This is a genomic window from Sinosporangium siamense, assembly GCF_016863435.1.
In the GTDB taxonomy this organism is placed as follows: Bacteria; Actinomycetota; Actinomycetes; order Streptosporangiales; family Streptosporangiaceae; genus Sinosporangium; species Sinosporangium siamense.
In genome coordinates this window covers 109,392-121,678 of the sequence record NZ_BOOW01000036.1, presented here as the reverse complement: position 1 = coordinate 121,678, position 12,287 = coordinate 109,392, and the positions used below count along the sequence as shown (strand labels likewise).

Annotated in this window: 15 protein-coding genes; 9 read left to right on the top strand and 6 right to left on the bottom strand. The window is 66.6% G+C overall.

Features of this window, described 5'->3' with window-relative positions; genetic code table 11:
- Nucleotides 1–127: 127 nt before the first annotated feature.
- Nucleotides 128–1,267 carry an SDR family oxidoreductase gene (locus Ssi02_RS27980; protein WP_204030569.1) on the bottom strand — a complete coding sequence of 380 codons (1,140 nt, stop codon included), beginning with the start codon at nt 1,265–1,267 and terminating at the stop codon, nt 128–130.
- Between Ssi02_RS27980 and Ssi02_RS27975 the strand changes: the two genes are divergently transcribed.
- A complete protein-coding gene (locus tag Ssi02_RS27975) occupies nt 1,254–1,418 on the top strand; it encodes a hypothetical protein (protein WP_204030568.1) in 165 nt (54 codons plus the stop codon). The genes Ssi02_RS27980 and Ssi02_RS27975 overlap by 14 nt on opposite strands.
- A 7-nt stretch (nt 1,419–1,425) precedes the next feature.
- On the opposite strand, the gene Ssi02_RS27970 is transcribed toward Ssi02_RS27975, so the two are convergent.
- Entirely contained in the window at nt 1,426–2,214 is a 789-nt protein-coding gene (locus Ssi02_RS27970) for a GNAT family N-acetyltransferase (RefSeq protein WP_204030567.1), read from the bottom strand.
- A 277-nt stretch (nt 2,215–2,491) separates the two neighbouring features.
- Here Ssi02_RS27970 and Ssi02_RS27965 point away from each other — a divergent pair, with 277 nt between their 5' ends.
- A complete protein-coding gene (locus Ssi02_RS27965; RefSeq protein WP_204030566.1) occupies nt 2,492–2,848 on the top strand; it encodes a cupin domain-containing protein in 357 nt (118 codons plus the stop codon).
- Between the two features lie 20 nt (nt 2,849–2,868).
- Here the strand turns inward: Ssi02_RS27965 and ppk2 are convergent, their stop codons facing one another.
- Complete coding sequence (gene ppk2, locus Ssi02_RS27960; RefSeq protein ID WP_204030565.1) at nt 2,869–3,663, bottom strand: polyphosphate kinase 2; 795 nt, start codon at nt 3,661–3,663, stop codon at nt 2,869–2,871.
- Between the two features lie 160 nt (nt 3,664–3,823).
- On the opposite strand from ppk2, the gene Ssi02_RS27955 reads away from it, so the two are divergent.
- The 5 genes from Ssi02_RS27955 (at nt 3,824) to Ssi02_RS27935 (ending at nt 7,118) form a co-directional block, all read left to right on the top strand.
- Nucleotides 3,824–4,558 (top strand): alpha/beta fold hydrolase, encoded by a 735-nt coding sequence (locus Ssi02_RS27955; protein WP_204030564.1) that lies wholly within the window; start codon nt 3,824–3,826, stop codon nt 4,556–4,558.
- A gap of 118 nt (nt 4,559–4,676) precedes the next feature.
- Nucleotides 4,677–4,925 (top strand): hypothetical protein, encoded by a 249-nt coding sequence (locus Ssi02_RS27950; protein ID WP_204030563.1) that lies wholly within the window; start codon nt 4,677–4,679, stop codon nt 4,923–4,925.
- Between the two features lie 144 nt (nt 4,926–5,069).
- Entirely contained in the window at nt 5,070–5,774 is a 705-nt protein-coding gene (locus tag Ssi02_RS27945; RefSeq protein WP_204030562.1) for a CBS domain-containing protein, read from the top strand.
- A complete protein-coding gene (locus Ssi02_RS27940; protein ID WP_204030561.1) occupies nt 5,771–6,304 on the top strand; it encodes a pyridoxamine 5'-phosphate oxidase family protein in 534 nt (177 codons plus the stop codon). Before Ssi02_RS27945 ends, Ssi02_RS27940 begins: the two co-directional genes overlap by 4 nt.
- 253 nt (nt 6,305–6,557) lie before the next feature.
- On the top strand, nt 6,558–7,118 hold the full coding sequence (locus Ssi02_RS27935; RefSeq protein ID WP_204030560.1) for a DUF6939 family protein: 561 nt from the start codon (nt 6,558–6,560) through the stop codon (nt 7,116–7,118).
- Nucleotides 7,119–7,211: 93 nt separating this feature from the next.
- Here the strand turns inward: Ssi02_RS27935 and Ssi02_RS27930 are convergent, their stop codons facing one another.
- Complete coding sequence (locus tag Ssi02_RS27930) at nt 7,212–8,126, bottom strand: chymotrypsin family serine protease (RefSeq protein ID WP_204030559.1); 915 nt, start codon at nt 8,124–8,126, stop codon at nt 7,212–7,214.
- A gap of 376 nt (nt 8,127–8,502) precedes the next feature.
- Here Ssi02_RS27930 and Ssi02_RS27925 point away from each other — a divergent pair, with 376 nt between their 5' ends.
- Nucleotides 8,503–9,123, top strand: coding sequence for a hypothetical protein (locus tag Ssi02_RS27925; RefSeq protein ID WP_204030558.1), 621 nt, complete (start codon nt 8,503–8,505; stop codon nt 9,121–9,123).
- A 24-nt stretch (nt 9,124–9,147) separates the two neighbouring features.
- Here Ssi02_RS27925 and phzG read toward each other — a convergent pair whose 3' ends face one another.
- Together phzG and Ssi02_RS27915 are read right to left on the bottom strand one after the other, a co-directional pair.
- A complete protein-coding gene (gene phzG, locus Ssi02_RS27920) occupies nt 9,148–9,789 on the bottom strand; it encodes a phenazine biosynthesis FMN-dependent oxidase PhzG (RefSeq protein ID WP_239129864.1) in 642 nt (213 codons plus the stop codon).
- 224 nt (nt 9,790–10,013) lie between these two features.
- A complete protein-coding gene (locus Ssi02_RS27915) occupies nt 10,014–10,829 on the bottom strand; it encodes an SAM-dependent methyltransferase (protein WP_204030556.1) in 816 nt (271 codons plus the stop codon).
- 739 nt (nt 10,830–11,568) lie between these two features.
- Between Ssi02_RS27915 and Ssi02_RS27910 the strand changes: the two genes are divergently transcribed.
- Nucleotides 11,569–12,285: a response regulator transcription factor gene (locus Ssi02_RS27910; RefSeq protein ID WP_204030555.1), complete on the top strand. Its 717-nt coding sequence runs from the start codon at nt 11,569–11,571 to the stop codon at nt 12,283–12,285.
- Nucleotides 12,286–12,287 lie beyond the last annotated feature (2 nt).

Genomic DNA, 12,287 nt, shown 5'->3' with positions numbered 1-12,287 from the left:
GCGGGCCGGTCAGTGCCCCGCAGCTGTTGACCACACCATCCCGCACAACTTCATCGCAAGCGGCACGACGGCCCCGGGCCGGTGCCCCGCCCAGGACACCGGCCCGGGGCCGCGGATACGTGTGCTCTCAGACAGGCCGCTTCTCCTTGGTGAGGGCGGCGGGCTCGGGAACCGCCTCCTCTGCCGCATTGGTGGGGGCCACGTGGCGGAGCATGGTGAGGGCGAGGACGGTGAGGGCGCTGAGCAGGATTCCGGCGATGAGGGCGACGGTGCTGAAGCCGGAGCTGAAGGCCTCGCGAGCGGGGGTGACGATCTGGGCCGCCGTGGCTCCCGGCAGGCCTTGGACGGCGTCGAGGGCTCGGGCGAGGGTGTCGCGGCTCGCCTCTGCGACCCAGGCCAGGATGCCGGACGGGACGTCGTCCGCGATGCCGTCGCGGTAGATCGCGGTGCCCAGGCTGCCGAGGGCGGCAATGCCGACGGCCAGGCCGAAGTCGCTGCTGGTCTGCTGGAGTGCGGAGGCGGCGCCGGCTTTCTCCGGGGGCGCCGAGCCGACGATGAGGGACACGCTGAGGCCCATCACCGGGCCGATGCCGGTGTAGACGAAGCTGAACCCGATCATCACTGTGGCGAGCCCGCCGGCGCCGACGTGTGCCTGGGTGAGGATGAAGTAGCCGATGGCGGACAGGATCAGACCGATGGCGGTGACGTTGCCGGGCCGGATACGGCGGGCGGCGATGGGGGCCAGCATCGACGAGGTGATGAGCAGTGCGGCGGCGGGCAGCAGCCACAGGCCGGCCCGCAGCGGGGAGAGCCCCGCCACCATCTGCAGATATTGCGTGACAAGAATGTAGATTCCGCCAATCGCGACGGCAGCGAAGAGCATCACGCCGAGGGCCATGCTGAAGGCGCGGCTGCGGAAGAGACTCAGGTCCAGCATCGGGTCGGCGAGGCGCAACTGGCGCCGGGCGAAGACGATGCCGAGAGCGATGCCGACCACCAGCGCGATCAGCGAGACGGGCTCCACACCGTGCTTGGCGATCTCCTTGACGCCGTAGACGACGGGCAGGATGGCGGCCGCGTCGGCGGCCAGGAACAGCGCCGCCGCCGCGACCTCATCGACGGTGCCGTTGCGCTTCAGCGGGGTCGTCTCGCTCCCCTGCTTCTCGAACTCGCGGCGCTCCTCCTCGGTCATGCCGGCCACGCCCATCGTCGGGGTCTTGATGTAGCCGGGGGCCACGGAGTTGACCCGGATCTTGCGGGGCAGCATCTCGGTCGGCGCACCGCTGGTGGAGGCCGAGCGCGGCGACGTGGACCGGATCACGGCTTCGCTGAGCAAGGCCGTGGGCGAGGCCGCCTTCGAGACCGCGTTCGCGGCGGGCGCGGACCCGGCGGCCGGACCGGAAGGGCTTGTCGAATAGCCGGCCTTCAGCCGAGGTCGGGATGGGGAACATAACGGTCGGGGCGCACCAGGGACAGAGCATCGTCGTCGGCCATGAATGTGTCCAGGTCGCCGATCCTCCACCCCGCCTCGATCAAGGAGGAGACGAGCGGGTGCACGCCGGGAACAGCGATCCGGGCGCTCAGGGGCGCAGTGGCGGCACCGGACACCCGGGAGATCGCGCCGAGCACCGCCTCCGCACAGTCCCGTGGCGTCGCACCGCCGGCCGGGCCGATCACAACCACGTCGCCGCTCACCCGGGCGAAGGCATATCCCGAACCGGTCGTATGCCACGTGACTCCCGGTGTCGCGGCGAACCAGGCGAGTGTCTCCGGCCGTGCTCCGCCCCCGGCGAGCGCGTCGAGGTCGGCGACGTCGTCGAGACGCGCCTCCCGGACCGCCGGACCGGCCACCCCCGCGGCGGGCCCGGTCAGGTAGAGCAGCGGGCACCAGGGGCGCAAGCCGTACCGGATGTAGAGGCTCATCGCCCGGGGATCGGAGGAGGCGAAGGTGACCTTGGGTTCGTCCCCCTTCAGGAGTTCCGCCAGGAGGGCGCGGCCCACCCCGGAAGACTGGTGTTCGGCCGCGACAAACAGGTCACCCAGGTGGGTGACGGGCCCGCGCCGTAACGTGCCGCCGAAGCCGCGGGCCTGCCCGTCCGCCGTGGGGGCGAGGAGGAGCGTGCCGAAGGCACGTTCGGCGTCGAGGAAGTCGCGGCCCGGAGGCCAGCCGTGCAGAAGCCCGAACTTTTCCGCGATCGCTCGCACGGCGGGCATGTCCTCCTCCGCCGCGCTCCGTGTAATGATCTCCGCCACTTGTACCCCCATATCTCCGCGAGGCTGATGTGATCACCGGGAAGGCGTGGTCTCCCGCACTGGATTCACGGATCCAGCATCGCGCCCGGTGCTTCCAGTCCGCGACTTCATTATCGGTACGGCACAGCCGGCCATCGGCAGGCTCTGCCGTACCTCATGTGGGCAGGCGAGGTCGTCGGCCCCGATCCTGTGAGATGGTCGGTGGCGCCGCGTCGTAAGGAGAGGAACCACCCGCGCCATGGACCAGAGCTTTGTCGTGCACATTCCCGACGCCGAACTCGCGCCCGACCCGCTCGATCCTGGGCAGATCGTCTCCGGTTTCCCCGAGGTCAGCGGGAAAGTGCTGTGGGAGTCGGCGGACGGGCGGCAGTCGCGTGGGATCTGGCAGATCACGCCGGGGGTGGTGACGGACGTCGAGGAGGATGAGCTTTTCGTGGTCGTCAGCGGGCGCGCCACAGTTGAGGTGGAGGACGGCCCGACGCTCCACATCGGGCCCGGAGATCTCGGTGTGCTGCGCCGCGGCGACCGCACGACGTGGACCGTGCATGAGACCCTCCGCAAGGCCTACGCGATCACGCTGCCCGGGGACTCCTGACGGCGTCATCTTGGCCGGTTTTATGGCTTGAGGCGTGCTGCCACGTCCGGAACGATGGTTTCGGCTTCACGGGGAGGGCGCTCATAGCCTTGGGCGGCAGGGCGCTTGGGGATCTTCAGCTTGGCCGGGCGCACCGACTGGTAGGGGATAGTGGACAGCAGATGCGTGATCATGTTGATCCGGGCGCTTCGTTTGTCGTCACTTGGCACGTCATACCAGGGTGCTTCGGGGATGTCGGTGTGCACGAGCATCTGGTCCTTGGCCCGTGAGTAGTCCTCCCAGCGGGTGATGGACTCAAGGTCCATCGGTGAGAGCTTCCACCGTCGCGTGGGATCTTGCAGTCGGGCATGGAAGCGCCGTTCCTGCTCCTCGTCGCTGACCGAGAACCAGTACTTCCGCAACAAGATCCCGTCTTCAATCAGCAACCGCTCAAAAATTGGGCATTGATGTAGGAATCTGGTGTACTCCTCCTGAGTGCAGAAGCCCATCACCTTCTCCACTCCCGCCCGGTTATACCAACTCCGGTCGAACAGCACGATCTCTCCAGCCGCCGGAAGATGCTTGATGTATCGCTGGAAATACCATTGCGTGCGTTCTCGCTCGGTTGGTGCGGGCAGGGCGGCAATGCGGGCCACGCGCGGGTTGAGATATTCGGTGACCCTCTTGATCGTGCCGCCTTTGCCGGCGGCGTCCCGCCCCTCGAAGACGATGACGAGCCGCGCCCCTTCAGCCTTCACCCATTCCTGCAGCTTCACCAACTCGGTCTGCAGGTGAAGCAACTCTTTCTCATATGGCTCCCGCCGAAGCCTTGCCATCTGCCCCCAACCTCCGCGATGTGGACATCATCGATTCAACGGGGAATCTCATCATGTCAGGCTAATCCCGCACACTACGCCTATCGCCACGCCCGAACACGCCAGCGGTGCCGTACGAGCTGTTGACCTTGACGTCGCGTCACGCCGTTGAATGAGCCGCATGGTGACGCATGATGACCGGCGTTTCGGGGTGCGGCGTGTTTCGCGTGGCGAGGTGGATGTGGCCTATGTCAGGACGGACAGCCGCGGGGGTGTGCCGCTCCTGGTGATCCCCGGCGGGCCGGGGCTTGGCTCGGTGTTGCCGTATCGGTGGCTGCGGCGGATGGCCGCCAAGCGCGGGTTCGATGTGGTCATGGTTGAGCATCGCGGTGTCGGATTCTCCCGCCGCGATCGGGCGGGCAATGACCTGACCTGGGAGGATCTCACCGTCTTGGAGGCCCCCCAGGACCTCGTGGCCGTGCCCGACGCATGTGAGGCATATGCGCAGAGGCCCGACGGGCGTCCGCTGGATCCCGCGCTCGGCTATTCCACGATCGCCGGCAGGTTCCCTTCCTTCGCCGGCGAACCCATTGACGCGTCCGCCGCCCTGCGGGATTTCACCTGGCCGGTGGCCGTGGTGTCGGGGGCCAGGGATCTGCGTTCCGTGCGGCCGTTGCCGGAGCGTATTCGCGACCTGGCCCCTCAAGGAGTTCTTGTGCCTTTCGACGGGCTGGCGCACAGCATCCTGGACAACCATCCGGGCGCGGCGGTGGCCGTCTGCGGATATGTGGCCCGCGGCGATATCCACCTGCTTCCCGCACGCACGGGCCGGTTGGCCGCACTAAGCGGTCTTGGCCGCGCATCCGTCGGCGCGACGATGCTGCACCTCACTCTTGCCGGCGGTTCCCGGGAGTAAAGGCGCCTCATTCCACGACCGGCCACCACGGGCAAGGACCTTGGTCCCCGCGGGCGGTGCCGTACGGCACTGCCCCGCTGGAGTGGCGTGGGCGAAGCTCAGAGGTAGGAGGTGCGCCGTGGTCACATCGTTTGCCCGCCGAGTCGTGCTCACCGCGGGACAGGCGCCGTCGGTCGACAACACGCAGCCGTGGCGTTTCACGGTGGGGCGCAGGGAGTTCGTCGAGCTGCCGGCGGACTGGGATCGGTGGTTGCGGGTCGCCGACCCGCGTGGCCGTTCTCTTCACGTAAGTTGCGGTGCCGCGCTGTTCAATCTCCGGCTTGCCGTACGGCCGGCGCAGAAACGGCCTCTTGTGTCTCTCAGATGATCATGAGGCTTGGGTACGGCACTGCCGTACCTCGGGCTCCGCGTCGGACCTTGAGCGAGACCCTCCAGGTCTGACCTGTTTGCTCCCCTCTGCCGCCGTGGGCGGCCAGAGCCCTCGCCGACCGGCCTTTAGGAGAACTCGTTCATGCGTACCAAGGTTGAGCATGTCATGACCCGGGATGTCGTCCACGTCAGCAGGGGCACACTTTTCAAGGATGTCGCCGAGACGCTCATCGAGCACGGCATCAGCTCCGTCCCGGTGCTGGACGGCGAAGGCCGGGTCGTCGGGGTGATCTCCGAGGCCGATCTGATGCGGAAGGCGGAGTTCAAGCAGCAGTACTACGGCGACGACTACCGGCCGGCGTTGCGGGCCCGGTTTCGTCACCTGGTCGACCATGAGGGCGGCACCCACACGAAGTCCCGGGGGGAGACAGCGGGTGATCTGATGACGACTCCGGCGGTCGTGACGACTCAGGACATCTCTGTGGTGTCTGCGGCCCGGGTGATGGACAAGCACGGGGTGAAGCGGCTGCCGGTGATCAACGCCGACGGCAGACTGATCGGCATTGTCAGCCGGCGGGATTTGATCAAGGTTTTTCTCCGGGACGACGAGTCCATCAAGGCCGACGTCATCCGGGAGTTGCCGCCCCGCGCCGTGGCGGAGATCGACGTCGCGGTGGAGGACGGGGTCGTCACGCTGGCCGGGGAGACGGAAACCAGCAGTGAAGCGATCTTCGCTGTCCGGCAGGCGCAGAACGTCGACGGGGTCGTCGCGCTGCGCGACACGCTGACCTACCGGGTCGACGACCTCGCCGAGAACATCCGGCTGTGGGGAGGGCGCACGACATGACGGAATTTGCCGCTCTCCAGGCCAAGTTGACCTATACCTACCTGCCAGAACCCGTTCGACAAGGAAGGTGGACCATTTCAAACACCGGGGCGCTCACACGTTTCCTCACCCAGTCAACCGCCGACGCCCTGCCCGAACCGGTGGAGCTGTCCCCGGAGGACTGCCTGCGACTCATCTCCCCGGGCGGGATCGGCCGGGTCGCGTTCGCCGGTCAAGGCGGGCTGGTGATTCTGCCCGTGACCTACAAAATCCACGAGGGGGTCGTCGTCTTCCGCACCCGCAGAGGCGGCGCGATGGATCGTGATCTGCGCACCGGCGTCGAGGGCGTCGACTTCAAGATCGCCTTCCAGGTGGACCATACCGACGAGGCAGCCCAACAAGGCTGGAGTGTGCTCATTCAGGGTGCGATCCACCACCTTCCCGAGGGTGAACGCCTCTCGGACGTGGAACCCTGGGCCGGCGGCGACCGCGACCTGTACATCACCATCCACCCCCAGACCATCACAGGACGGCACATCTCCGGGCACTGATCACTCTTCGGTCCTACCCCCGGCGGAGTGTCCGGCCGGCGGCGGCGATCACGGTGGTGGTCAGCACCCAGCCGTACCCGACCACCGCGTCCTGCAGGCCGCCCCACAATCGGACCACGAGGTTCTTCGAACGGTGTTCCCGCCGGATGGCGGCCAGGGGAATCCGTGAGCCTCCACCTCCTTACCCCGAAATCGTCACTCTCGTCTGACAGCCTGAGCCCGACTGTCCGCTGCTCAAGGTGAGGGTGTCGTCATGCCGATTCAGGTCGCCAACCGCCGTCGTTCGGCAGTCTCGCTCGCCAAAGCCTTTCCGGGCGCTCACGTCATCGATGTGACCTCCAAGGCGGATGCGCCGTGGGTGAGGCTGAGCCCGTTCTACCCTCATGGTGGCATCCCCGTCCCCTCGACTCCGCGTGTGCGGAGCCAATCCGTCGAAGGGGTCTGGCAGGCGCTCAAAGTCTTCGAGACCGCCGATGTCGACCCGGGCAGACTGCACGTCACCAGCATGACCGGGCTCAAACGCACCGTGCGCAAACACGGACCCGTGCGTGGCCATCGCGAAGGGTTGCACGGGGACCGGCTGCTGGCTTACCAGAGCGCACGCCGCCGCATATACCTTCCCGCCTATCGCTGGGTTCTGGAGAACAAAACCAGCGATCTCGTGGAGCGCCTGCGCCACCTCGCCGGCGAGCACGACGTCGTCCTCCTCGACTACACCACCAACGGCGACATCGAGGACTCTCGCACTTCCCTCTCCCATGCCGCGCTGATCTGCCTCTACGTCCAGGGTCTGTGGCCTCACGAAGAGGACTGACGGTTCATCGAAATTCCCCGACGCCGTCACCGGCCATCTCGGGGCCGGTGACGGCGAATGCCGACTGTAGTGAAGGACGTAAGGACCCCCGGGTCAATCCTCAACGGGCCCGGAGGTCGATACGAGCGTGATGCGCAGCGATGCGGCGACGGCTGTCATGTGTTTGGCCCAGGCTCGTTCCGCCGCAGGCCTGGGGTCGGACTCGCCCGCGAAGTGCAGTCCGACGGCGGCCGAGTCGGACCTGCGGAGCCAGATCGAGCCTGAGTCGCCGCCGGAACTGATTTCACCGTTCACGGCGGGGCGAGCAGGGTCGGGAACGATGGTGAAGTCCGTGAAGCTCACGCCGTCGATGATGCCGAAGGTCGTCTGCGTGGTGCGTCCTGACTTTGTGACGGGGGTTCCGATGACGGGCGCGGCCATTCCGGTCGCTCCGCCCGGGTAGTCGAAGATCCCTGTGGAGGAGGCCCGCGAGCCGTTGAGGATGCAGACGGCGCAATCCAGTGTCTCGTCCCAGCGGTCGAGTGTGCCGATCAAGTCGCCTGCCACCACTCCGTTGGCGGGCTGGATGATGTCGTCACCTTTCCGGCCTGTTTCGGCGACAAGCACATGGTGATTGGATAAGCCGAGCCTCGTGCCGTTGTCGGCGTCGAAAACGACCAAGCCGAGTGTTCCGAAGAAACCGAATCGAGGGTTCCTGACGGCGATTCCGCCGATCAGCGGATCGAAGCGGGTGTCACGTGGACTCTGTTGCAGCTCCGGGGCGCTCTGGATCACGTCGACGGGGAAGCCCTCGATTTCCTGAGGCAGGGTCTCCTCGTCGGCGAGTTCACTTTCCGGCCTTTTCTCCTGGACGTGGACCCTGATCGCGAGCCGGTCGGTCGGAGCCCCGTCGACGTACTCATAGCCGACGTCGGCGTAATGAGCTCCGGGAACGGCCAGCAATGAGGTCTCGTTTCTGCGCAGGACCTCCAGGACAAGGTCTTGTTCTTCTTGATCGACCTGTCTCACGGTTCCTCCCCTTGTGAGTGGTGACCACCGAAACCCCCGGAGTTCACATAGTCACTTATTGCATTGATCGGCAAAGCCGTCCACCCGGGAATTGAATCAGCCGGCATCGCGGCACTTTTGTGTACGACCGAAAAGGGCGGGCAGTTCGAATTCGATAATCCAGCACCAGCCGGCAAAGGATCGTTAGGGCCCTGATATCCAGCGGCTTTCCACCCCCATAACGCATGGGATTTTCCGGGTGAATTTCCTGCCCGCGAAAGCACAGGTGGACCACCCGCCTCGGCGAGATCTGTCAAGGAGGACTTGACCTTGCCCCTGGGTCAAGGTCGGAGCATGGCCGGCAGGAAGGCCGTGCCGCGGCGCGGTGGGTTGGAGAGTGGAGAGGGGTACGGAATGTCACACGAGACGCCGGCCGAGTTCGTCGGGGCGACCGCCGCCAAGTTCGGCATCCCGGGTCAAGGAGCTGCTCGTCTCCCCGGGCCGGCTGGCGGAGGCGATCTCCGAGATCGACCGCGATCTGCGCGAACAGGCGGAGGAGATCGTCCGCACCCGGGAGCGCATCGCCCGCCTGGGCGCGGGCGACCGGCTTTACGTGTCCGCGGAGGTGGCGGATTATCTCGACCGGCTGCGCGAACTCGGCGTCAGCAGGCGCACGATCCAGATGGAGCGGGACATCTGGATCCTGCTGCATTCGCTCTCCCCCGACGAGGCCGCCATATGGCTCGCCGACAAGTGCGACGCGATGAACGATCCGGAGTTCCGCGCGCTCTACCTCGAACACGACGCGGCTTTCGACTGGTCCGCGGACGACCCGCGTCTCCCCGCGCTGGCCGATCGCACCCGGCGATGGCTCACCGAGCGGCATAACGCCCAGGGGGAACCGTGGGCACTGCGGGATCCGGTCCTCGCCCGGCTGGCGGCCTCCTCGGTCGACGGGTCGTCACCGGCGTGGGAGCGGCTCATCGAACTCGCCGCCGAGCCGCAGCCGGAGGGCTGAGGAGCTCGCGCCCGGCCTCGAAGGTCACGGCTGAAGGCGGGTGCTCTGCCATCCTTCCCCCGCGCGGCTGTAGAGCAGCCTCCGGTGCAGGCGGTCGGAGTCGGCGGCCCAGAACTCGACGGTCTCAGGCGCGAGCAGAAAGCCCACAAAACGCTCAGGCCGCGGCAGCGGCCTCCCCGTCTCCGCGAGGCGGTCCGCGGCCTCCCGCAGGGCCGGCACGTCCGCCAGGGGCTCGCTCTGCCGCGACGCGGCCGACATGGCATGGAGAGGTACGGCACGAGCCGCCCAGAGGGCATCGCACTCGGCGGCGCCGAGCGGGGTCGTGGGACCGGTCAGAATCACCTGCCGGCTCAGCTCACGCCAGTAGAACACCCCCGAGGACCAGCCGGTCTCGGTCAGCTCGCGCCCTTTGCGGCTGCACAGGTGAGTGGTGAACACCAGCCCCCGGCGGCCGATCTCGGTGACGGTGACGAACCGGTTGGACGCGCGGCCCGCCGTGTCCGCGGTGGCCAATGCGAGAGAACGTGGTTCGCGCACCTCGTGCCGGGTGGCCTCGGCCAGCCATCGCCCTGCGAGGTCCATGGGCTCGGGCGGCGGCGAGTCGTATTCCGGGAAGTCCAGATCGGTCTCGCCGGTCAGCGTTTCGTATTTACTGCTGCTGGCCACATCGTCTCCCTGAACCGACGGCATTGCTGCTGTGGAGACGGCGTTGGAGGGCGAGCGCGGAGTCGTCCACGGATCAGCGGCGGCGTCTTAAGTGTTGGGAGCGGGACTCGGTTTTGCATGAGAGGGCTCCCGCGCTAAGCGAGGGCTCCCCCGAGTTCCGCCGGTCGCCGTCCATTTTCAACGGCGGGCGGGCGCTTAAGCAACAGCGGCAATCTGGGTAATTGTCAGGGCTTGCGAGCGACTCCGCAGAACTGCGAGACCTCCTCCGGCTCCCCCCACGGGCTCTCTTCGGCGCGCCAGCGGGAGCAGGAGACGACACCGGGCTCCAGCATCTCCAGCCCCTCGAAGAAGCGGGCGAGAGCGGCCTTGTCGCGCGCCACGATGGGGGTGCCGCCGCGTTCCATGAACTGCCGCATGGCCACGTGCATGGCCTCTCCGTGGACCTCGGCGGTCGCGTGGGCCACCGCGAGGTAGCTGCCGGAGGGCACGGCCTCCACCAGCTCGCGCACGACTCTCAGGGCCTCGTCGTCGTCGACGAGGTGGTGCAGGATGCCGAGGAGCATGACGGCGACCGGCTTGTCGAAGTCGAGCGTCTCCCGGGCCGTCGTGAGGATGGTCTGGGGGTCGCGCAGGTCGGCGTCGATGTATGTGGTGACGCCCTCGGGTTCGCTGACGAGCAGGGCGCGGGCGTGCGTGAGCACGAGGGGATCGTTGTCGACGTAGACGATCCGGCTCTCCGGGGCGATGCGCTGTGCCACTTCGTGGGTGTTGTCGACGGTGGGCAGGCCCGTGCCGATGTCGAGGAATTGCCGGATGCCCATGTCGGCGACGAGGTGCTGAACACAGCGGCCGAGGAATGCCCGGTCGGCGAGGGCGGATTCCTTGATGCCGGGAATGTGCTGCTCAACCATGTCCCCGGCCTCGCGGTCGGCAGGGAAGTTGTCCTTGCCACCCAGCCAGTAGTTCCAGATCCGGGCCGAGTGAGGGCGGTTGATGCCGAGGTCTATGGACTGCGCGGCGGATTCGCGGGGTTTGTTCACAGGTTGGTTCCGTTCACACACTTTCACGCCAAATGCCGTGAGTGTAGTCGACCATGCCCGTCTCCATCGAGATCACGATGATAGTTCTGGACAGGGAGCTAGGTGAAGATTGAGCTACGAGAACCTGCGACACGCCGTCTCACATCCCTTCCAGGGGCGTTGTCCGCGCCGGATGGTTACGAACAACGTCCTCCGGAGGGGCGGCGGCGAGCGGCCCCGGAAGGGCTCACGCGGGGCCGCCGCAGGCCCGGCGGGCTGCGGATTCGACGCCTCGCGGGGCTCCCCGAAGGCCGTGACCCACCTGGTGACCAGGCCCTGGATCCGAAAGTGGACACCACACACAGCCAACGTTGGCGTTGCTCGGACCCAACCGGCGGTTAGCCTCTGAACTGGGAAAAGTCAACTCGCACCCCTGACCCGACGTCGTCCGCGAATGCCCCACTTTTCCGCCAAACAATGGCTTCACCGGGGAAAATAGCAGATATTGGACAGCTTCCAACCCCACTCGGAGTCAGGGATTAGGGGCTCACTTCTCGCAGCCGAGTGCCCTCACGTGCCCTGGAAGTGGGGCATGAGGTGGTTCTGTGGCCGGCGTGACGGGACTCCACCACACAGACACTTATTCTCCTATGTCAGGACGTGTGTCAAATGTCCGGTGCTAGCGCCGATCCGTGCTGTACCATCCGTGACTGAGATTGGGGGGAGGCTTGTCAGCATTGCGAGCGAAACGGGCACTGGCATGCGTGTACTACTCGTCGAGGACAACGAATCAATCACCGAGCCACTGGTAGACGGCCTGAGTCAGTACGGGTTCACAGTCCACCAAAGCAGGACAGGTGCCGACGCGCTTCGCGCCCCACTCGGCGACATTGTCCTGCTTGACCTCGGGCTTCCGGACATGGACGGCATCGACGTGTGCCGCCAGCTCCGGCGGACCTCCGAGATCCCCATCATCATCTTGAGCGCCCGCGGTGAGGAGACCGACCGCGTCGTGGGGCTGGAGATCGGCGCCGACGACTACGTGGCGAAGCCCTTCAGCCTGCGTGAACTCGTCGCGCGTATGCGCGCCGTGACCCGGCGCACACGCACGACCGCCCCTCCCCCACCCGTCGAGGAGGCCCCGGCCCCCAACGGCGCCCGGGTGCTGGGTGAGCTGGTCATCGACCGGCGAACCCGCCAGGTTCAGGTGCAGGGGCATTTCGTAGCCCTCACTCCAAAGGAGTTCGACCTTCTTGCCCTTCTTGCCGAGGATCCGGGGGCTGTTTGCCCACGAGAGCACATCCTTCGCAATGTATGGGATCCAAACTTCTTCGGGTCGACAAAGACCCTTGACTTCCACATTGCGACACTACGCCGCAAACTCGGCAACCCCACTTGGATCAGAACCGTACGCGGGGTTGGTTTCAGCCTCGTTGTCCCCGCGTCCTCCCCGCCCGACTTCCCACCGCACCATTAGTG

What these genes read in the sequence shown, in the direction of transcription:
- Ssi02_RS27980 (WP_204030569.1), bottom strand. Translation starts at nt 1,267, where the DNA reads ATGCTGCCCCGCAAGATCCGGGTCAACTCCGTGGCCCCCGGCTACATC.
- Ssi02_RS27970 (WP_204030567.1), bottom strand. Translation starts at nt 2,214, where the DNA reads ATGCCCGCCGTGCGAGCGATCGCGGAAAAGTTCGGGCTTCTGCACGGC.
- Ssi02_RS27965 (WP_204030566.1), top strand. Translation starts at nt 2,492, where the DNA reads ATGGACCAGAGCTTTGTCGTGCACATTCCCGACGCCGAACTCGCGCCC.
- ppk2 (WP_204030565.1), bottom strand. Translation starts at nt 3,663, where the DNA reads ATGGCAAGGCTTCGGCGGGAGCCATATGAGAAAGAGTTGCTTCACCTG.
- Ssi02_RS27955 (WP_204030564.1), top strand. Translation starts at nt 3,824, where the DNA reads ATGGTGACGCATGATGACCGGCGTTTCGGGGTGCGGCGTGTTTCGCGT.
- Ssi02_RS27945 (WP_204030562.1), top strand. Translation starts at nt 5,070, where the DNA reads ATGCGTACCAAGGTTGAGCATGTCATGACCCGGGATGTCGTCCACGTC.
- Ssi02_RS27940 (WP_204030561.1), top strand. Translation starts at nt 5,771, where the DNA reads ATGACGGAATTTGCCGCTCTCCAGGCCAAGTTGACCTATACCTACCTG.
- Ssi02_RS27935 (WP_204030560.1), top strand. Translation starts at nt 6,558, where the DNA reads ATGCCGATTCAGGTCGCCAACCGCCGTCGTTCGGCAGTCTCGCTCGCC.
- Ssi02_RS27910 (WP_204030555.1), top strand. Translation starts at nt 11,569, where the DNA reads ATGCGTGTACTACTCGTCGAGGACAACGAATCAATCACCGAGCCACTG.